This is a genomic window from Pseudomonas sp. NFX5 (genome assembly GCF_049132125.1).
Taxonomy (GTDB): Bacteria; Pseudomonadota; Gammaproteobacteria; order Pseudomonadales; family Pseudomonadaceae; genus Aquipseudomonas; species Aquipseudomonas marginalis.
The window spans coordinates 22,287-42,634 of sequence record NZ_JAFMZG010000015.1; the positions used below are offsets into that span (position 1 = coordinate 22,287).

20 protein-coding genes are annotated in these 20,348 nt (G+C 59.5%); 5 read left to right on the plus strand and 15 right to left on the minus strand.

Going from position 1 to position 20,348, the window contains the following annotated elements:
• Positions 1–7: 7 nt before the first annotated feature.
• Positions 8–2,113, minus strand: coding sequence for a mechanosensitive ion channel family protein (locus tag J1N02_RS10035; RefSeq protein ID WP_027605178.1), 2,106 nt, complete (start codon positions 2,111–2,113; stop codon positions 8–10).
• A 188-nt stretch (positions 2,114–2,301) separates the two neighbouring features.
• Here J1N02_RS10035 and J1N02_RS10040 point away from each other — a divergent pair, with 188 nt between their 5' ends.
• The 3 genes from J1N02_RS10040 to J1N02_RS10050 are packed head-to-tail and all read left to right on the plus strand — an operon-like array spanning position 2,302 to position 5,286.
• Positions 2,302–3,081 (plus strand): endonuclease/exonuclease/phosphatase family protein, encoded by a 780-nt coding sequence (locus J1N02_RS10040; protein WP_421147337.1) that lies wholly within the window; start codon positions 2,302–2,304, stop codon positions 3,079–3,081.
• Positions 3,078–4,340 carry a cardiolipin synthase ClsB gene (gene clsB / locus J1N02_RS10045; RefSeq protein ID WP_092358188.1) on the plus strand — a complete coding sequence of 421 codons (1,263 nt, stop codon included), beginning with the start codon at positions 3,078–3,080 and terminating at the stop codon, positions 4,338–4,340. The genes J1N02_RS10040 and clsB overlap by 4 nt, the downstream gene beginning before the upstream one ends.
• Positions 4,330–5,286 carry a lysylphosphatidylglycerol synthase domain-containing protein gene (locus J1N02_RS10050; protein WP_027605174.1) on the plus strand — a complete coding sequence of 319 codons (957 nt, stop codon included), beginning with the start codon at positions 4,330–4,332 and terminating at the stop codon, positions 5,284–5,286. The genes clsB and J1N02_RS10050 overlap by 11 nt, the downstream gene beginning before the upstream one ends.
• A gap of 5 nt (positions 5,287–5,291) precedes the next feature.
• Here the strand turns inward: J1N02_RS10050 and J1N02_RS10055 are convergent, their stop codons facing one another.
• The 3 genes from J1N02_RS10055 to J1N02_RS10065 form a co-directional block, all read right to left on the minus strand.
• Entirely contained in the window at positions 5,292–6,047 is a 756-nt protein-coding gene (locus tag J1N02_RS10055; protein WP_027605173.1) for an alpha/beta hydrolase family protein, read from the minus strand.
• Entirely contained in the window at positions 6,037–7,146 is a 1,110-nt protein-coding gene (locus J1N02_RS10060; RefSeq protein ID WP_421147338.1) for a DUF3182 family protein, read from the minus strand. The genes J1N02_RS10055 and J1N02_RS10060 overlap by 11 nt, the downstream gene beginning before the upstream one ends.
• A 171-nt stretch (positions 7,147–7,317) precedes the next feature.
• Positions 7,318–8,277, minus strand: coding sequence for a GlxA family transcriptional regulator (locus J1N02_RS10065; RefSeq protein WP_108574233.1), 960 nt, complete (start codon positions 8,275–8,277; stop codon positions 7,318–7,320).
• A gap of 96 nt (positions 8,278–8,373) precedes the next feature.
• On the opposite strand from J1N02_RS10065, the gene J1N02_RS10070 reads away from it, so the two are divergent.
• The gene (locus J1N02_RS10070) at positions 8,374–8,937 is read left to right on the plus strand and encodes a cysteine hydrolase family protein (RefSeq protein WP_027605170.1); all 564 of its coding nucleotides are present in this window, start codon (positions 8,374–8,376) and stop codon (positions 8,935–8,937) included.
• A 21-nt stretch (positions 8,938–8,958) separates the two neighbouring features.
• Here J1N02_RS10070 and tam read toward each other — a convergent pair whose 3' ends face one another.
• The 3 genes from tam to J1N02_RS10085 all read right to left on the minus strand — a co-directional run bounded on the left by tam (position 8,959) and on the right by J1N02_RS10085 (position 11,844).
• Complete coding sequence (tam, locus tag J1N02_RS10075; RefSeq protein ID WP_169899861.1) at positions 8,959–9,720, minus strand: trans-aconitate 2-methyltransferase; 762 nt, start codon at positions 9,718–9,720, stop codon at positions 8,959–8,961.
• Positions 9,721–9,924: 204 nt separating this feature from the next.
• Positions 9,925–10,440, minus strand: coding sequence for a single-stranded DNA-binding protein (locus J1N02_RS10080; RefSeq protein WP_003232445.1), 516 nt, complete (start codon positions 10,438–10,440; stop codon positions 9,925–9,927).
• 9 nt (positions 10,441–10,449) lie between these two features.
• Positions 10,450–11,844, minus strand: coding sequence for an MFS transporter (locus J1N02_RS10085; RefSeq protein WP_421147339.1), 1,395 nt, complete (start codon positions 11,842–11,844; stop codon positions 10,450–10,452).
• Positions 11,845–12,022: 178 nt separating this feature from the next.
• Between J1N02_RS10085 and uvrA the strand changes: the two genes are divergently transcribed.
• A complete protein-coding gene (uvrA, locus tag J1N02_RS10090; RefSeq protein ID WP_421147340.1) occupies positions 12,023–14,857 on the plus strand; it encodes an excinuclease ABC subunit UvrA in 2,835 nt (944 codons plus the stop codon).
• A gap of 63 nt (positions 14,858–14,920) precedes the next feature.
• On the opposite strand, the gene bfr is transcribed toward uvrA, so the two are convergent.
• The 8 genes from bfr to rpmJ all read right to left on the minus strand — a co-directional run bounded on the left by bfr (position 14,921) and on the right by rpmJ (position 20,340).
• Entirely contained in the window at positions 14,921–15,385 is a 465-nt protein-coding gene (bfr, locus tag J1N02_RS10095) for a bacterioferritin (protein WP_017525959.1), read from the minus strand.
• Between the two features lie 155 nt (positions 15,386–15,540).
• Positions 15,541–16,989 (minus strand): catalase, encoded by a 1,449-nt coding sequence (locus J1N02_RS10100; RefSeq protein ID WP_146477732.1) that lies wholly within the window; start codon positions 16,987–16,989, stop codon positions 15,541–15,543.
• Between the two features lie 237 nt (positions 16,990–17,226).
• Positions 17,227–17,613 (minus strand): 50S ribosomal protein L17, encoded by a 387-nt coding sequence (gene rplQ / locus J1N02_RS10105; protein WP_003176402.1) that lies wholly within the window; start codon positions 17,611–17,613, stop codon positions 17,227–17,229.
• 41 nt (positions 17,614–17,654) lie between these two features.
• Positions 17,655–18,656, minus strand: coding sequence for a DNA-directed RNA polymerase subunit alpha (locus tag J1N02_RS10110; protein ID WP_003176403.1), 1,002 nt, complete (start codon positions 18,654–18,656; stop codon positions 17,655–17,657).
• 22 nt (positions 18,657–18,678) lie between these two features.
• On the minus strand, positions 18,679–19,299 hold the full coding sequence (gene rpsD / locus J1N02_RS10115) for a 30S ribosomal protein S4 (protein WP_003176404.1): 621 nt from the start codon (positions 19,297–19,299) through the stop codon (positions 18,679–18,681).
• Positions 19,300–19,317: 18 nt separating this feature from the next.
• Complete coding sequence (rpsK, locus tag J1N02_RS10120) at positions 19,318–19,707, minus strand: 30S ribosomal protein S11 (RefSeq protein ID WP_002555466.1); 390 nt, start codon at positions 19,705–19,707, stop codon at positions 19,318–19,320.
• Between the two features lie 30 nt (positions 19,708–19,737).
• Positions 19,738–20,094 carry a 30S ribosomal protein S13 gene (gene rpsM / locus J1N02_RS10125; RefSeq protein WP_024077676.1) on the minus strand — a complete coding sequence of 119 codons (357 nt, stop codon included), beginning with the start codon at positions 20,092–20,094 and terminating at the stop codon, positions 19,738–19,740.
• Positions 20,095–20,223: 129 nt separating this feature from the next.
• Complete coding sequence (gene rpmJ / locus J1N02_RS10130; protein WP_002555468.1) at positions 20,224–20,340, minus strand: 50S ribosomal protein L36; 117 nt, start codon at positions 20,338–20,340, stop codon at positions 20,224–20,226.
• Between the last annotated feature and the right edge of the window lie 8 nt (positions 20,341–20,348).

Genomic DNA, 20,348 nt, shown 5'->3' on the forward strand with positions numbered 1-20,348 from the left:
GAGGGCCTCATTGAGGCCTGGGCTGCTCCGTCAACACCACCGACGCCGGCACCTCTTCATCCGGCTCATCCACCTGGGATGTACGCTTGGGCAACAAAACCTGCTGTGGATAAGTCTGCGCGAAGTGCACCGCATCACAGTTATCCACAAGCTTTTTCAAACGCTGGTTGAACGCACGGCTCACCGCGTATTGCCCACCCGACACAGTACGAAACTGCGCCGTGAGCACCACGCCATTGAGGTCCATCTTGTCGACGCCAAACACCTCCAGCGGCCCTTGCAGGTTGTACTTGAGGAACACATCGTCGCGGATCGACTGCCCGGCCTCGCGGATCAGCTCCACGGCCTTGTCCACATCGGTGTCGTAGGTGAACTGCACCGAGAAGAACGCATAGGCAAATTGCCGCGACTGGTTGGTGACCGCCTTGATCTGCCCGAACGGCACCGAATGCACGAACCCCTTGCCATCGCGCAGGCGCAGGGTGCGGATGGTCAGGCCTTCGACGGTGCCGGCGTGGCCGGAATCAAGCACCACCCAGTCGCCGATGGACAAGGTGTCTTCGATGATGATGAACAGGCCGGTGATCACGTCCTGCACCAATTGCTGGGAGCCGAAACCAATCGCCAGGCCGACCACACCGGCCCCCGCCAGCAACGGCGCGACGTTGATGCCGAGGTTGGCCATGGTGGTAATTGCGCAGATCACCACCAGGATGATTTTGATCGCATTGCGCAGCAGCGGCAGGATGGTCTTCACCCTTGTGCTGGGCTGGCGATTGGAGCGTTTGTTCACCGGCGGTTTCAGCGCTTCCTGGATCGCCGTGTCGAGTACGACCCAGAACAACCAGGTCATCAACAGGATCAGGCCGATGCTGCTGAGGGAGTCGCTGATCGCACGGCCTACCGAGTTGCGCTGGGCAAATTCGAACAGCGATACGCCCCAGATGCGCCCGAGGATCTCGATAAAGGCGATGGCCATGACGATACGCAGGATCGCGTGCAAGAGGCTGAGAAAACGCTCCTTGTAGGCACTGCTGCGCTGGATCGCCACTTGGCTGCGGGACTTGAACAGGTGTTGCAGCACCGTGCTCAGGAATACCGTGCCGATCAACAGAATCGTGGTGAACAGCGCGCAGCGCAGGGCTTTCTGGTTGTCGTCGCCGGCGCCGATCAGGTTGATCGCCGAGACCAGCACCATCAACAGGATGGGCCAGTACCAAAGGCCGGAAAATACCCGCAGCGACTGCTGCAACGCCGGGTGTTTCAGGCGCTGGGCCAGCGGTCGATTACGGATCAGGTGGGCCACCGGGCGGCGCAGGCGCACCACCAGCACGCCAAAGATCACCGCCGCGAACAGGCCGGTAAACACCGCGATACTGCTGGTGATATTGCCGCCGAGCTGGCGGGCGATCTGTGGACTGGTCAGGGCGTCGCTGAGGGCGGCGAGGAAGCCGATCAGAAACAGCGGCTTGGGGCAGTAGTCGCGAATGATCTGCACCGCCGGCCGCTTATGGCCGACGTTGAACATCACAATCACGCACAGCAGCATCGACGTGGAGAAGATGCCGCTGCTGGTCGCATAGGCAAAGCACAGCGCCAGGGCGCGGCCTATGGACGTGGGCAGGAAGTGACTGACATAGAGCGTCAGCGGCAGGCAGATCAGCGCCGGGATCGTGTAGGGCACCACATAACCCAGTACGCCTTGCAGGCGCCCGCGGCGTTCGACGAACGGGCGCCGGTTCAAGCGCCGCACGATAAAGCGCCCCAGCAACGTCAACAGCGCGAAGGCGCCAATCCACACACTGGACAGCAGCAGGAAGTCGCCGGCCACGCTCCACGGCGAACGCTCCGACGTCTGGTCAACCAACCGGCCGACTTCATCCGCCGCGCGATCCGCGCGTAAACGCCAGGCATCAACGAGGTTCTGATTGAGGTCGAGCTTGTTCTGCACATCATCGATGCTGGAACTGATGGCACCGAGCAATCCACCCTCCACCAGCAACTCCGGCTTTGCCGGCGCCTCGGGCTCCGGCGCGGTGGCCGCGGCGTACAGTGCGCCGCTGCCGCAGAACAGCAGCGCGCCGAGCAGTAATGCAGTCTTTAGATTCAGCAAAACACCGGGCTCCTTCAGAAGGGTCTGTAAGGAACTGACGGATTTGAGCACTGATCGTTCCCCTGCTTATTGCCGGACACCGATCCAAATGGGTTTATGCCGCCTGTAGGACAGTGGAAACTTTCGGCCAAAAATCGCAGTCAGCCATAAACGGGGGTCAGGCCCCTCACTCTTTCACAGGAGCAATCATGGCTGCGATCCCCGACTGGGTGCCCATCACCCCTAGCGTCGCCATCACTCGCTTCACGGTGCTGACGGTCAATATCCACAAGGGCTTCACCGCCTTGAACCGACGTTTCATCCTGCCGGAACTGCGCGAAGCAGTGCGCAGTGTGGGCGCTGATATGGTGTTCCTGCAGGAAATCCACGGCACCCACGAGCGCCATCCCCAGCGCTACAGCGACTGGCCGAACATGCCGCAGTACGAGTTCCTCGCCGACAGCATCTGGCCGCAGTTCGCCTACGGGCGCAACGCGGTCTACCCCCATGGCGACCATGGCAATGCGTTGCTGTCGAAATTCCAGATCGTGCGCTACGACAACCTCGATATCTCCCAAAGCGGCCATGAAAACCGTGGCCTGTTGCATTGCGTGCTGCGCTTGCCTGGCACCGGACAGGAAGTGCATGCGATCTGCATCCACCTGGGCCTGCGCGAGGTGCATCGCCAGCAGCAATTGCGCTTGCTGGAGCAGCGTATCAGCGAGATCCCGGCGGATGCGCCGTTGGTGGTGGCCGGCGATTTCAATGACTGGCGCCAACGCGCCGACCTCAGCCAGAGCGGCCTGCAGGAAGTCTTCATGCAGACCCACGGCAAACTCGCACGCACCTTCCCGGCGCGCTTGCCGCTGCTGGCACTGGACCGCATCTATGTGCGCAATCTAAAGATTCATAACCCCAAGGTGCTGACCACCCGCCCCTGGTCCCATCTGTCAGACCACGTGCCCCTGTCGGTGGAGATTGAACTATGAACATTGCCGTTGAGCACATTGCTACCGACCAGCCGCCGGATGAAGCCAAGGCCCGCGACCTCGATTACGGCTGGCAGCCTGACAACCGGCTCGCGTTGCTGGAGAACGGCGAGGCCTACTTTCCCAAAGTGTTCGACGCCTTGCGCGGGGCACAGCGGGAGATCCTGCTGGAGACCTTTATCCTCTTCGAAGACAAGGTCGGCCATGAGCTGCAACGCATCTTGATCGACGCGGCGCAGCGTGGGGTCAAGGTGGTGGTCAGCCTGGATGGCTTTGGCTGCGGCGAACTGAGCCCCGCTTTTCTCGGCGAATTGGCCCAGGCCGGGGTGGCCGTGCAGATGTTTGATCCGGCGTCCAAGACCCTGGGTATTCGCACCAACTGGTTTCGCCGCCTGCACCGCAAGATCGTGGTGGTGGATGCCGCCGTGGCGTTTATCGGCGGGATCAATTTTTCTGCCGATCACCTGGGGGATTTCGGCCCCGAGGCCAAGCAGGATTACGCGGTGCAGGTGATAGGCCCGGCGGTGGCCGACCTGCATCATTTCGCCCTCGCCCAAAGCGGTCGCCAGGTGCGCACGCGGCGCGGTTGGCGACGGCGCCAGCAACGGCCATCGCCTTGGCCGACCGATACAGGCGACGGCCTGGTGCGCCTGATTTACCGCGACAATCTGCAACACCGCGACGACATTGAAGAGGCCTACATCCATGCCTTGAGCAAAGCCCGGGAACGCGCGGTGATTGCCAATGCCTACTTCTTCCCCGGTTACCGCCTGCTGCGCGAGATCCGCAATGCGGCGCGCCGTGGCGTGAAGGTGCAATTGATCATGCAGGGCCAGCCCGATGTGCTGCTGGCCAAGCTGGCCGCGCGCATGCTCTACGACTACTTGCTCAAGGATGGCGTGGTGATTCATGAATATTGCCAGCGCCCGCTGCACGGCAAGGTTGCGCTGGTGGATGACGAGTGGAGCACCGTGGGTTCGAGCAACCTCGACCCGTTGAGCCTGTCGCTGAACCTGGAGGCCAACGTGCTGATTCGTGACCGGGCGTTCAATCAGCAACTGTACGAACGCCTGGACGCACTCGCCAAGGAGCATTGCCAGACCATGCCGGAAAACCGCAAGCCGCGCCTGTGGCTATGGCGATTGACCGTCGGTTTCCTGGTGTTCCATGTGATGCGCCACTTCCCCGCGCTGACCGGCTGGTTGCCGGCGCACAAGCCACGGTTGAAACCCTTCGAGGCTCGCACCCATGACATCTGAAGCCAGCGATTCACGCTTCAAGCGCTGGAAGAAACCGCTGACCGTGGCGTTCTTCCTGTTGCTGATCGTGCTGTTCACCCTGCTCGCAAGGCGTATCGACTGGAGCGAAGTGTTTCAGACCCTGGGCGATTTCAAGCTGCGCACCCTGCTGATCGCGGGCACGCTGACGTTGTGCAGCTTTATCGTCTACGCCTGCTTCGACTTGATCGGCCGCACCTACATTCGCCAACCGCTGCGCTGGAAGCAGATCCTGCCGGTCGGCATCATCAGCTATGCGTTCAATCTGAACCTGAGTGCCTGGGTCGGCGGAATCGCCATGCGCTATCGGCTGTATTCGCGGCTGGGGGTGAGCACCGGCAATATCGCCAAGATTCTCGGGCTGAGCCTGGCCACCAATTGGTTCGGCTATATGGCATTGGCCGGGGTGGTGTTCAGCAGCGGCCTGGTGACCATGCCGCCGGGCTGGAAGCTCAGCAGCGGCGCCCTGCAGGGCGTGGGTGTGCTGTTGGTGCTGGCCAGCCTGGGCTATCTGGCGGCGTGCCAATTCTCGACAAAGCGTGCATGGTCGATTCGCGGCATCGAGATCAACCTGCCGTCGCTGCGCATGGCGTGCCTGCAGTTGGCATTGGGCGCGTTGAACTGGTCGCTGATGGCCGCGGTGATTTTCACCTTGTTGCCCGCCAAGCTGGACTACCCGCTGGTGCTGGGCGTGCTGTTGATCAGCGCGATCGCCGGTGTCATCACCCATATCCCCGCCGGGCTCGGGGTACTGGAAGCGGTGTTTATCGCACTGCTGCAACATGAAGCGTCGCGCGGCAGTTTGCTGGCCGGGCTGATCGCCTATCGGGCCATCTACTTTATCCTGCCGCTGCTGATCGCCCTGGTGATGTACCTCGGTGTCGAGGCCAAAGCCAAGGCGCTACGGGTGAAGAAAACACCGGCATGACCGCGTTACTGGGACTGGATGATGCTCAACCGTTCCCCCACCACCATCTCGGTGATCCAGTCCACCAGGATCGAGGTATAGGCCTGTTGTGACACTGGATCGCTCAGGGAGTGGTCGGCACCATCGATGATGCGGTGCGTCAGGGAGTGCGTGTGCTGGCACGCCGCGCGGTAGCTCATGATGGTGGCGTGGGGCACATGGTCGTCGGTTTCCGATTCGACAATCAGCACATCACCGGTAAATTGCGCGCAGGCCTGCAGCGCGCGGTTGGTTTCGGCGTGCACCAGGGTGCTGCGGTAATCCATCAGGTCGGCCTTATCGAGGTCACGCTTGGGCTTGAGCCATTCCTGGTCGCGGTACAGCGCCGGCACGCGCAGCGCCAGCCAGCGCACCGGGCGCAATGAGGTGAGAATCGCCGCCAGGTAGCCGCCATAGCTGGTGCCCACCACCGCCACCGCCGAGGTGTCGATGGCCGGGTGCGAGAGCAGTCGGTCGTAGGCCGCCAGCAGATCGCGCAGGTTGTCTTCCCGGGTGACGCGGGACAACGGGATACCTGTGCCCGCGTGGCCACGCAGATCGAACGTCAGGCACACGCATCCCAGGCCGGCGATACCTTTGGCGCGCTCCAGGTCGCGCTCCTGGCTACCGCCCCAGCCGTGCACGAATAACACCCCCGGCACCTTCGATTTGGGGCTGAGGAACGTGCCGCTCATCTGTTCGTCGTCGATGTCGATCGCAATGCTTTCGCTTCTAGCCGTCATAAGATTTGACCGTCACGTACTTGAGAAGAAAGTCGCTGTTTTCCGCCGGGCCTCGGTACACCTCGATAGCATCCGCGGGCAGCGCCTGGTCCACGTAGGTTTCTACCGAAGACACCTGAATGGCCTTGAGGCCCGGGTGGTTGATAAAGCTCTGCAGCGCCGCGACTTCCGCGCTGCTGGCGCCACCCATGCGCCAGGATTGTTCAAGCACACCACTGCGCCGCTGGCCGTCGCTGTCGAGGCCCTGGGCGATATCGTAGTTGCGCCGGGACGCGTAGAAACCCGGGTAAGCCTCATCGGCGGCCGCGTCGAAGACCTGGGCTTGCTCGATGGCTTGGCGCACGTCGCCGGGCAGCTTGAGCTTGAGCAAATCGTCATAACCGCCAGGCACCACCAACAGGTTGGAGCCACCGTAGACTTCCTCGCCCTGTCCGTCCTGGGTCAGGTATTGCTCGCCGCAGTAGCTGATGACGTGATCGCCGATAAAACTCTGGCCCACACTATGGGTGACCACATCGTGCAGGTCTTGTTCCAGCACGACGCCTTCGCTGAACATCCGGGCCGCTTCGGGGCGCGCCAGCACGGCCTCGAACTCATCCAGGCTGTGGATAACCTCTTGGCCGCGCCCGGCGCAGGCATGCACCGGCTTCAGGCGGATCGGCCCGCTGTAGAGCAGGCGTTTGGCGGCTTCCCGTGCATCGTTGAGCGCAAATACGCTCAGGCCGTCCAGCACAACGTCGCGCACGCGCTCGCAGAACAAGGGCGACCAGCCTTCGGGGGCCGCGGCGTCCGGCCCCAGCAGGCCGTGACTGATGGCTTTGGTGCCGATGAAATCATGCTCCACATAACCGCCCCACAGGTCTTCGGGACCCTTGATATCAAGGGCCAGCGCCTGTGCAGGGCCAATCAGTGTTTGCGTGGGAAGCAGGTAGCGTTCACGGCCGGCGTGTTTGCGTGGATCGTAATCACCGCCGTACTTGAGCCCAAGGATTTGCGCCAGCCAGCGCGCAAGGGCTCGGTTGGTTTCGACTTCATGCCGGGGAGCGCCCTCTCGCGTGGAGTGAGCGACTACCCATTTCTTGCGTTGAGTCGGGGTCATGCATCCCCCTTGGCCATCCCGCCATGTGTGTGGGTGGAAGGTTGCAGGGATCAGGCCAAGGCAGGTTCAAAAGTGAGGGGTTTGAAATCAATCACTTGCGCAAAAAGCGATAGCAGTTGGCCTGTATTATTCTGCACGACACCCCCTTGACCGTGGGGCGTTCTGCACGATTCACACGCCAAAACGGCTGCGGTAATCACTGGGGGCCAAACCGGTGATCTTCTTGAAGGTGGCGCGAAACGCACCAGGGTCCTGATACCCCACGGTCCAGGCGATGTGGTCGATGGTGGCGGTGGTGAACTCCAGCATTTGCCGCGCTTTGCCGACGCGCAAATGCTGGCAGTATTCGGTGGGTTTCAATCCCGTGGCACTGCGAAAACGCCGTAGGAACGTGCGCTCTTCCAGCCCCGCCTCTTGCGCCATGGCGGCCACGGACACATCCACCGCGCCACTGGCTTGCAACCAATGCTGGACCTTGAGGATGGCCACATCGCCATGGCTGAGGATCGGCGCAAAGTTGCTGCCGCACTGGCTGGCACTGTCGCTGTGCTCGATCACCAGGAAACGCGCGGTAGCGGCGGCGACGCTGGGGCCCATCAGGCGGTCGACCAGGCGCAGGCCCAGCTCGGACCAGGCCATCAGCCCGGCGGTGGTGATCAGGTCGCCGTCATCGACGATCGGTTTATCCGCCTCAAGGCGTACGGCCGGATAACGGGTCGCGAAGGATTTGGCTGAGGACCAATGGGTGGTGGCGCTGCGCCCGTCCAACAGACCGCTGCGCGCCAGCAGGATCGAACCGATGCACACGCCACCGAGCACGGTGCCCGCAGCGTGTTGCTGGCGAATCCACTCGAGCAGCGCGGGCGGCGCCTGGTCTTCGGTGAACTCGCCGATTGAAGGCGGCACCAGCACCGCCATCATCGGTTGCTCAGGCCCTGGGTGGCTGTCGAATACCCGCGTGGGTATACCATCGCCATCCACCAGCCAGTGGCTCACCCGCAGCAACGGCAGCTGTGCGGATTGATGCTCGGCGGCGATCCGGTTGGCGACACCAAACAGATCGGTCAGCCCATGCACCGCTGCCAACTGCGCACCGTGGTAGATCAACACGCCCAGCTCAACAACCGCCATTGTCAGTTTTCCCCCTGTTATTGTCGGTGCAGCCAATCCCCCGCCCCGGCGCCAGCTAACATACTGGCCCCATCAACCCATCACGAGGCAATACCCATGGCCAAACAAGCGCTCATCCTAATCGATATCCAGAACGACTACTTCCCTCAAGGCAAGTGGCCGCTCGATGGCGTGGAAGCCGCCGCAGACAAGGCTGCGCAGGTGCTCCAGGCGTTTCGCCAGAACGGGGAGGCAGTGATTCATGTGCGCCATGAGTTCACGTCCGAGGATGCACCATTTTTCACGCCGAACTCTGAGGGCGCCTATTTGCACCCCAAGGTGCTGAACGAGGGCAGCGAGCCGGTGGTGCTTAAACATTTCGTCAATGCGTTCCGCGAAACCCCTCTACGCGCCCTGCTGGAACAGCGCAGCATCACCGAACTGGTGGTGGTCGGCAGCATGAGCCATATGTGCATCGATGCGGTGGTGCGGGCCGCAGCGGACCTGGGCTACAAGGTCACGGTGATTCATGACGCGTGTGCCACCCGCGATCTGGAATTCAACGGGCAGGTGATTCCGGCGGCGCAGGTGCATGGCGCGTATATGGCGTCGTTGGCATTTGGCTACGCGGGCGTAGTGTCGGCGGATGAGTATTTGAAGGCGCAAGCAGCAGCGGCGTAAGCGCTGCTTGCTTCTGTGCCGTCAGCGGGTCGCGATGATAAACAGGCGCGGGAAGGGCAGTAATACGGCGCCATTACCTAGTGCTGGATAAGCCTGTGTAATCCGCGCCTGGTATTCCTGTAGGAAAGCGGCTTTTTCGCTATCGGTCAGTGGCGCGAGAAAGGGTCGCAAGCCCGAGCCCTTGAACCACTCCACCACAGCGGCATGATCCGACAGCGGGTGCTGGTACGTGGTGTGCCACACATCCACGGTACTGCAGTGTTGGCTCAGCAACTCGTAGTAGTAGCTCACCGAGTGGCGCTCATTGTGTTGGAACGCGCCGATCTTTGCCGCCCATGGGCCATCTGCCGCCACTTCGCGCGCCAGCCGGTGGGCGGGTTCATTGAGGTTGTCCGGGGTTTGTACGGCGAGCGTGCCGCCAGGCGTCAACTGGTCGACCAGATGCGGATAGAGCGTGGCGTGGTTTGGCAGCCATTGCAGCGAGGCGTTGGCAAGGATCACGTCGAATGGCTGCGACGGACTCCAGGCACCGATGTCCGCCAGCTCAAAGTTCAGCGCGGGCAGGCGCTTGCGGGCGTCGACCAGCATATCCTCGGAACTGTCCAGGCCCGTCACCTGCGCCTGCGGGAAACGCTCGGCCAATACCTGGGTGGAGTTGCCGGGGCCGCAACCCAGGTCCACCGCTGTGTGCACCGCGGTATTCGGAATGGCCGCGACCAGGTCACGTACCGGACGAGTGCGTTGTTGTTCAAACATCGTGTATTGCTTGGCAGACCAGGTCATCGCGGCTCTCCTTGTTCTGTGGAAGTGGGTTACAGCCTAAATCGAGTGGCCCCTGAGGACAAATGTCGGGGCCGGCGATCGTCCATCCCATCATTTAATCCGTTGCGGGTGCAGCTTCATGCATCACGAAATTACAAAAAAGCCCCGAGAGCAGGGCTCACGGGGCTTTTTGGGAAAGCTATACGGATTGCGCCGAGCGATATCCTAGAACGGAATATCGTCATCAAAGCTGTCGAAATCCGGAGCTGGCTGCGGAGCGGCCTGTTGCGGCGCTGGACGCGACTCACGCTGTGGCTGCTGGCTTGGCTGCGGACGCGACTGCTGTGGACGCGGTGCCGAGTTGGACATACCGCCCTGGCCTTGTTGGTCACCCTGTGGACGACCGCCCAGCAGTTGCATGGTGCCTTGCATGTCGACCACGATTTCAGTGGTGTAACGCTTGATGCCGTCTTTTTCCCACTCGCGGGTTTGCAGCTTGCCTTCGATGTAGACCTGCGAACCTTTGCGCAGGTATTCACCGGCGATCTCTGCCACCTTGCCGAACATCGACACACGGTGCCATTCGGTTTTCTCGACCTTCTGGCCGGTCTGCTTGTCGGTCCACTGTTCGCTGGTCGCCAGACTCAGGTTGGTCACGGCGTTACCGTTAGGCAAGTAGCGAACTTCGGGATCCTGGCCGCATGTACCGACCAATATGACTTTGTTAACCCCACGGGCCATAACGTTCTCCTATGCTGGGCGCGCTGTCGGCACTGGGTTGACCAGTTGCTCGAGCGTCGCGCGATCCAATAATTCGGTGTCCAATTTGATGTAAATGGCCGCCTCTTCCGCGACCACGACAGCATCCGTTACCCCTACGACGGCCTTCAGGCGCTCTACCAGGCCGCTTTCACGGATCGCCTCAGGCGATAGCGGCAAACGCAGGCTTGTGACGTAGGGAGGTTCGCGCATGGTAACAGCAAAGGCCAACCAAAGTGCAGCCAGCCCGGCGCATCCAAGGAACACAACCGACAAACCGCCATGCTGGAACATCCAGCCGCCCATGATGCCGCCCAACGCCGAACCCAGGAACTGGCTGGTGGAATACACCCCCATTGCCGTGCCCTTGCCACCGGCCGGTGAAACTTTACTGATCAGCGAAGGCAACGAAGCTTCCAGCAAGTTGAACGCGGTGAAGAACACCACCGTACCGATGACCAGCGCCCGTAGGCTGTCGCCGAACTGCCAGAAGAATAGTTCAGTGAGCATCAATGTCGCGACGGCGCCGAGCAAAACTCGTTTCATTTTGCGTTTCTTCTCGCCATAGATAATGAACGGGATCATGGCGAAGAACGAAATCAGCAGTGCCGTGAGGTAGACCCACCAGTGCTGTTCCTTGGGCAGCCCGGCTTTTTCCACCAGCGCCAGGGGCAAGGCGACGAAGCTGCACATCAGCATTGCGTGTAATACGAAGATACCTAAATCCAGGCGCAACAGGTCCGGGTGCTTGAGCGTCGGCAACAGGGCCTTGCGTGCGACGCCCGACTCACGGTGCTGCAACGTGCCGGTGGAGCGCGGCACCATGACGGCCACGATCACGATCCCGAACAACGCCATGCCGCCGGTGGCAAGGAACAGGCTGTGCAAGCCAAAGGCGCGCGTCAGCAACGGGCCCACGACCATGGCCACGGCGAACGACAGACCGATGGTCATGCCGATCATGGCCATGGCCTTGGTGCGGTGTTGCTCACGAGTCAGGTCGGACAGCAGCGCCATGACGGCAGCAGAAATCGCCCCGGCACCTTGCAGGATGCGTCCGGCGATCACGCCCCAGATCGAATCGGATTGTGCCGCGAGCACGCTGCCGAGGGCGAAGACAATCAGCCCGAGGTAAATCACCGGACGCCGGCCAATCCGGTCGGAAATGATTCCGAACGGAATCTGAAAAATCGCCTGGGTCAGGCCATAGGCGCCAATCGCCAGGCCGATCAGCGCGGGGGTCGCGCCTGCCAGATCCATTCCATAGGTCGCCAGCACCGGCAACACCATGAACATGCCAAGCATACGGAACGCGAACACCAGGGCCAGACCGCTTGCTGCTCGGGTCTCGCCGCTACTCATGCGTTCGCTGTGGGGATCGTGCATGGAAAAACCTCGTGTGAACCGGCGGCGATTCTACCAGTCCCATCGATTGAGAGGGTATATGCGGCGCTTTGCCGCGCAGCTTTCATGTAAGGCTGCACCCGGCACTTTGACAGTGTATATTCATCCAGTCTTTATCCGTATACTCCTGCATTATTTACGCCCGCCGTGCGAGGCCATCTTGGACAAGATCCTGATTCGTGGGGCTAGAACCCACAACCTGAAGAACATCGACCTGACCCTGCCCCGGGACAAACTGATCGTCATCACCGGCTTGTCCGGCTCCGGCAAATCGTCCCTGGCGTTCGACACGCTGTATGCCGAAGGTCAGCGGCGCTATGTGGAATCGCTGTCGGCCTATGCCCGTCAGTTCCTGTCGATGATGGAAAAGCCGGACGTCGACACCATTGAAGGCCTCTCGCCGGCGATTTCCATTGAGCAGAAGTCGACCTCCCACAACCCGCGTTCCACCGTGGGCACCATCACCGAAATCTACGACTACCTGCGCCTGCTGTACGCGCGGGTAGGCATTCCGCGCTGCCCGGACCACGACATTCCGCTGGAGGCCCAGACCGTCAGCCAGATGGTCGACCTGGTGCTGGCCCAACCGGAAGGTGCCAAGCTGATGCTGCTGGCGCCGGTGATTCGCGAGCGCAAGGGCGAACACCTCTCTGTATTCGAAGAGCTGCGTGCTCAAGGTTTCGTACGTGCGCGTATCAACGGCAAGCTGTATGAGCTGGACGAAGCGCCGAAACTCGACAAGCAGAAGAAGCACTCGATTGATGTCGTGGTCGATCGCTTCAAGGTGCGGTCCGACCTGCAGCAGCGTCTGGCGGAATCGTTCGAGACCGCGTTGAAGCTGGCGGATGGCATTGCCCTGGTGGCGCCGATGGATGACGAGCCGGGTGAAGAGATCATCTTCTCCGCGCGCTTTGCCTGCCCGATCTGTGGCCACGCCATCAGCGAGCTGGAGCCCAAGCTGTTCTCCTTCAACAACCCGGCCGGTGCCTGCCCGACCTGCGATGGCCTGGGCGTGAAGCAATTCTTCGACATCAAGCGCCTGGTCAACGGCGACCTGACATTGGCGGAGGGCGCGATACGCGGCTGGGACAGGCGTAACGTCTACTACTTCCAGATGCTCGGGTCGTTGGCGGCCCATTACAAGTTCAGCCTTGAAGTACCTTTCAACCAACTGCCAGCAGACCAGCAGAAAGTCATCCTTAATGGCAGCGGCTCGCAGAACGTCGACTTCAAGTACTTGAACGACCGTGGCGACATCGTCAAGCGCTCCCACCCGTTCGAAGGCATCGTGCCGAACCTGGAGCGGCGCTACCGCGAGACTGAATCGGCGAGTGTGCGCGAGGAGCTGGCAAAATTCCTCAGCACCCAACCGTGCCCGGATTGCCGGGGCACTCGCCTGCGCCGTGAGGCGCGGCATGTATGGGTGGGTGAGAAGACGTTGCCGGCGGTGACCAACCTGCCGATCGGCGATGCCTGTGAATACTTTGGTGTACTGCAGCTCACCGGACGCCGTGGGGAAATTGCCGACAAGATCCTCAAGGAGATCCGCGAGCGCTTGCAGTTCCTGGTTAACGTTGGCCTGGACTATCTGTCGCTGGATCGCAGCGCGGATACGTTGTCCGGTGGTGAAGCGCAGCGAATTCGCCTGGCCAGCCAGATTGGTGCCGGCCTGGTGGGGGTGTTGTACATCCTCGATGAGCCTTCGATTGGCCTGCACCAGCGGGATAACGATCGCCTGCTGGGCACGCTGAAGCACCTGCGGGATATCGGCAATACGGTGATCGTGGTCGAGCACGATGAAGACGCGATTCGCCTGGCGGACTATGTGGTGGATATTGGCCCAGGCGCCGGCGTACATGGAGGACATATTGTCGCCGAGGGCACGCCTGCCGAGGTAATGGCGCATCCCGACTCGTTGACCGGCAAGTACCTGTCCGGCCGCGTGAAGATCGCAGTGCCAGCCAAGCGTACACCGCGCAACAAGAAGATGGCATTGCACCTCAAGGGCGCGCGTGGCAACAACTTGCGCAATGTTGACCTGGAAATACCACTGGGCCTGCTGACCTGCGTGACCGGTGTTTCCGGCTCAGGCAAGTCGACGCTGATCAACAACACGCTGTTCCCCTTGAGTACCACCGCCTTGAACGGCGCCACCACCCTGGAAGCCGCCGCGCACGACAGCATCAAGGGCCTGGAACACCTGGACAAGGTGGTCGATATCGACCAAAGCCCGATTGGCCGCACACCGCGCTCCAACCCGGCGACCTACACCGGGCTGTTCACGCCTATTCGTGAGCTGTTTGCTGGCGTGCCGGAATCCCGTTCACGGGGCTACGGGCCAGGCCGCTTCTCGTTCAACGTCAAGGGCGGTCGCTGCGAAGCGTGCCAGGGCGATGGCCTGATCAAGGTGGAAATGCACTTCCTCCCGGACATCTACGTGCCGTGCGATGTGTGCAAGAGCAAGCGCTACAACCGCGAAACCCTGGAGATCAAGTACAAGGGCAAGAGCATCCACGAAACCCTGGAGATGACCATCGAAGAAGCGCGGGTGTTCTTTGATGCGGTTCCGGCGCTTGCGCGCAAGCTGCAGACGCTGATGGATGTGGGCCTGTCATATATCAAGCTGGGGCAGTCGGCGACCACGCTGTCCGGTGGTGAGGCGCAGCGGGTGAAGCTGTCTCGCGAGCTGTCCAAACGCGATACGGGCAAGACCTTGTATATCCTGGACGAACCGACAACCGGCCTGCACTTTGCTGATATTCAGCAATTGCTGGATGTGTTGCACCGCTTGCGTGATCACGGCAACACCGTGGTGGTGATCGAGCACAACCTGGATGTGATCAAGACGGCCGACTGGCTGGTGGATCTAGGGCCGGAAGGCGGATCCAAGGGCGGCCAGATCATTGCGGTGGGTACGCCGGAGCAGGTCTCCGAGATGCCACAATCGCATACGGGTTACTACTTGAAACCATTGCTGGCGCGCGACCGGGCCTGATTTATCAGGCTCAATAAAAAGCCCCTGTCACTGCTGAGGTGACAGGGGCTTTTTTGTAGGAAATCAGAACTGCGATTGCAGGTAGTTTTCCAGGCCAATCAGCTTGATCAAGCCCAACTGCTTTTCCAGCCAGTAGGTGTGATCTTCTTCGGTATCGTTCAACTGCACGCGCAGGATTTCCCGCGTGACGAAGTCGCTGTGCTGTTCGCAGAGCTCGATGCCCTTGCAGAGAGCGGCACGCACCTTGTATTCAAGACGAAGATCGGCTGCAAGCATGTCAGGTACGCTGGTACCCACATCCAGATCGTCGGGACGCATACGTGGCGTACCTTCGAGCATCAGGATACGACGCATCAGTGCATCGGCGTGCTGTGCCTCTTCTTCCATTTCGTGGTTGATACGCTCGTAGAGTTCGGTAAAACCCCAGTCTTCGTACATGCGCGAGTGGATGAAATATTGATCACGAGCTGCCAGTTCGCCCGTCAGCAACGTGTTGAGGTAATCGATTACGTCGGGGTGACCTTGCATCGCCCTACATCTCCCTGCTTGAAAGTCTGTAGTTTGAACCATGCTGACTCGGAGGTCACGGGACTAACGGCAGAAAAGTGAAGATTTCCGCAGAAAAGTAGCTGAAATAACGCAAAAACCGCCCAAATGAGGGCGGTTCTGCTTATCGTTTAGAGTCAGTTAAGCGATACACCCAGTGCCTTTGCGATTGCGTCTCCATAAGCAGGATCTGCCTTATAGAAGTGCTGCAGTTGACGCTGGACCACATCACTGGAGACACCGCTCATTGCGCCGGCGATGTTATTGATGAGCAGTGCTTTCTGCTCATCATTCATCAGGCGGAACAGCGCACCTGCGTGGCTGTAGTAGTCGGTATCTTCACGGTGATCGTAACGATCAGCCGCACCGCTCAAGGGCAATGCAGGCTCGGCGTACTGTGGCGCTTGCTTCGGAGCTTCGGCGTAGCTGTTCGGTTCGTAGTTCGGAGTCGCACCACCATTGCTGCCAAATGCCATCGAGCCATCACGCTGGTAGCTGTTGACCGGGCTGCGCGGAGCATTCACCGGCAATTGCTGGTGGTTGGTACCCACACGGTAGCGGTGAGCATCTGCGTAAGCGAAAACCCGACCTTGGAGCATACGGTCTGGCGACAGGCCAACGCCTGGAACCATGTTGCTTGGGCCAAATGCAGCCTGCTCTACTTCAGCGAAGTAGTTCTGCGGATTGCGGTTAAGTTCCAGCTCACCCACTTCAATCAACGGGAATTCTTTCTGCGACCAGGTTTTGGTCACATCAAACGGATTCTCGTAATGGGCGTTCGCCTGGGCCTCGGTCATGATCTGGATGCAGACCCGCCATTTCGGGAAGTCACCGCGCTCGATCGCACCAAACAGATCACGCTGGGCGTAATCAGGATCAGTACCGGCCAGGCGGGCCGCCTCAGCCGGCGCCAGGTTCTTGATGCCTTGCTTGGTTTTGTAGTGCCACTTCACCCAGTGCCGCTCACCGCGGGCGTTAATCAAGCTGTAGGTGTGGCTGCCAAAGCCATGCATATGACGGTAGCCATCGGGAATACCACGATCCGAAAACAGAATGGTGACCTGGTGCAGCGCTTCTGGAGAGTGCGACCAGAAGTCCCACATCATTTGCGCGCTTTTCAGGTTGCTTTGCGGTAACCGCTTCTGAGTGTGGATGAAATCGGGGAATTTCAGCGGATCGCGTATGAAGAACACCGGTGTGTTGTTACCCACGATGTCCCAATTACCTTCTTCGGTGTAGAACTTCAAGGCAAAACCACGGGGATCGCGCTCGGTGTCTGCGGAACCACGCTCACCGCCCACAGTAGAGAAACGCAGGAACGTTGGAGTTTGCTTACCAACGGACTCGAACAATTTGGCGCTGGTGTAGTGGGTGATGTCCCGGGTGACCGTGAACGTCCCGTAGGCACCCGACCCCTTGGCGTGTACGCGACGCTCAGGGATGTTTTCACGGTTGAAATGGGCAAGTTTCTCGATCAGGTGAAAATCGTCAAGAAGCAGCGGGCCGCGCGGGCCGGCTGAACGGGAATTCTGGTTATCCGCAACGGGAGCGCCGCTGGCGGTGGTAAGGATTTTATTCTGGCTCATGCTCAATTTTCCTCAGGTCGGACTTGGAACTGCCGGCTAATCGGCTTGGAGGGAGTATTGACCATCAACATGACACCTACAAATTCATTAAATCGTAAGCTTCAATAGAAAATAACTAACAATACCCCCGCCCACATAGTGCTGAGCGCTGTCTGAGGAAGCTTGTACACATCGCGCTTTTGTTACGCGCACAAAAAACCGGGCACTAGGCCCGGTTCTTCGTTACAGCTTGTCGTCTTACTCGGCGCTTACAGCTTCGCCGGCAGTAGCACGATCAACCAACTCGACGTACGCCATAGGCGCGTTGTCGCCAGCGCGGAAACCGCACTTGAGGATGCGCAGGTAGCCACCCTCACGGGTAGCGTAACGCTTGCCCAGGTCGTTGAAGAGCTTACCAACGATAGCTTTCGAACGAGTACGGTCGAAAGCCAGACGGCGGTTAGCCAGGCTGTCTGTCTTGGCCAAAGTGATCAGCGGCTCAGCAACGCGACGCAGTTCTTTAGCTTTCGGCAGTGTAGTTTTGATCAGCTCGTGCTCGAACAGCGACACCGCCATGTTTTGAAACATGGCCTTGCGGTGCGAGCTGGTACGGCTCAGGTGACGACCACTTTTACGATGACGCATGGTTCATTCCTTACCAAACTCACGTTCGGTGATTACGACGATCAGGCAGTCGCCTTGTCGTCCTTCTTAAGACTTGCAGGCGGCCAGTTGTCGAGGCGCATGCCGAGGGACAGACCGCGGGAGGCCAGAACGTCCTTGATTTCAGTCAAGGATTTCTTGCCCAGGTTCGGAGTCTTCAACAGTTCTACTTCGGTACGCTGAATCAGGTCGCCGATGTAGTAAATGTTTTCCGCCTTAAGGCAGTTAGCCGAACGTACAGTCAGTTCCAGATCGTCAACCGGGCGAAGCAGGATCGGATCGATCTCGTCTTCCTGCTCGATTACCACTGGTTCGCTGTCACCTTTGAGGTCGACGAACGCAGCCAACTGCTGTTGCAGAATGGTTGCAGCGCGGCGGATAGCCTCTTCAGGATCCAGAGTACCGTTGGTTTCCAGATCAATAACCAGCTTGTCCAGGTTAGTACGCTGCTCGACACGGGCGTTTTCCACCACGTATGCGATACGGCGAACCGGGCTGAACGAAGAGTCAAGCTGCAAGCGACCAATGCTGCGGCTTTCGTCTTCATCGCTCTGACGCGAGTCGGCCGGTTCATAACCACGACCACGAGCTACGGTGAGCTTCATGTTCAGGGCGCCGTTAGACGCCAGGTTAGCGATTACGTGATCGGGGTTAACGATCTCGACATCATGATCCAGCTGAATATCGGCAGCGGTAACCACCCCCGAACCCTTCTTCGACAAGGTCAGCGTAACTTCGTCACGGCCGTGCAGCTTGATAGCCAGACCTTTAAGGTTCAACAGGATTTCAATTACGTCTTCCTGTACACCTTCGATGGCGCTGTACTCGTGGAGCACACCGTCAATCTCGGCCTCGACTACTGCACAGCCGGGCATTGAGGACAACAGGATGCGTCGCAGCGCGTTGCCCAGGGTGTGGCCAAAACCACGCTCGAGAGGCTCGAGAGTGATCTTGGCGCGGGTTGGACTGACAACCTGCACATCAATGTGGCGGGGTGTCAGGAACTCATTTACCGAAATCTGCATGGATGCACCTATTTTCTAGCCCTTACTTGGAGTAGAGCTCGACAATCAGGCTTTCGTTGATGTCGGCGGACAGATCACTGCGAGCAGGAACGTTCTTGAAAACGCCCGACTTCTTCTCAGTGTCTACTTCTACCCATTCTACGCGGCCACGTTGGGCACACAGATCGAGAGCTTGGACAATGCGAAGTTGGTTTTTTGCTTTCTCGCGAACTGCGACCACGTCACCAGCACGAACCTGGTAGGACGGAACGTTTACGGTTTGACCGTTAACGCTGATCGACTTGTGCGATACCAGCTGACGGGATTCGGCACGAGTCGAACCAAAGCCCATACGGTATACAACGTTGTCCAGACGGCATTCGAGCAGTTGCAGCAGGTTTTCACCGGTTGCACCTTTCTTGCCAGCAGCTTCTTTGTAGTAGCCGCTGAACTGACGCTCGAGAACGCCGTAGATACGACGGACCTTCTGCTTTTCACGCAGTTGGGTGCCGTAATCGGACTGGCGACCGCGGCGTTGGCCGTGGATACCAGGTGCTGCTTCAATGTTGCACTTCGATTCGATCGCGCGCACGCCGCTCTTCAGGAAGAGATCGGTGCCTTCGCGACGAGCGAGTTTGCATTTTGGACCAATGTAACGAGCCATTCTTTACAATCTCCTGGATTACACGCGGCGCTTCTTCGGCGGACGGCACCCGTTGTGCGGGATTGGCGTCACGTCGGTGATGCTGGCGATCTTATAGCCACAGCCGTTCAAAGCACGGACAGCAGACTCACGACCTGGACCTGGACCTTTGACGTTAACGTCGAGGTTTTTCAGGCCATATTCCAGCGCAGCTTGACCAGCACGTTCAGCAGCTACTTGAGCAGCAAACGGCGTGGACTTGCGGGAACCGCGGAAACCCGAACCACCGGAGGTAGCCCAAGAAAGCGCGTTACCTTGACGGTCGGTGATGGTCACGATGGTGTTGTTAAAAGATGCATGGATGTGGGCGATGCCATCAACCACTGTCTTTTTAACTTTTTTACGAGGACGAGCAGCAGGTTTTGCCATGATAATTTTCCTGTCGATTCGCTGGGGCGATTACTTGCGGATCGGCTTACGCGGACCTTTACGGGTACGCGCGTTAGTCTTGGTACGCTGACCGCGCACTGGAAGACCACGACGATGACGCAGACCGCGATAGCAACCGAGGTCCATCAAACGCTTGATTTTCATGTTGATTTCGCGACGCAGGTCACCTTCAGTGGTGAACTTCGCCACTTCGCCACGCAGCAATTCAATCTGCTCGTCGCTCAGATCCTTGATCTTAGCGGCTGGGTTTACCCCAGCAACCGCGCAAATTTTCTGCGCAGTAGTGCGACCAACACCATAGATGTAGGTCAGCGAGATAACAGTGTGCTTGTTATCTGGAATGTTAACGCCTGCAATACGGGCCATTCAGTGGGACTCCAATTGACAGCTACCTACGCCCCGGAAGCCAAGAAATAGGGCGCGAGATAATATCGCTGTAATAACAAATAATCAACCCGGCAGCGCACTAGCTGCCGGGCTTCAAGCGGATCACACTCAGCCTTGGCGCTGTTTGTGACGCGGTTCCGCGCTGCAAATTACTCGAACAACACCTTCGCGGCGAATAATCTTGCAGTTACGGCACAGCTTTTTCACCGATGCACGAACTTTCATCACCAACT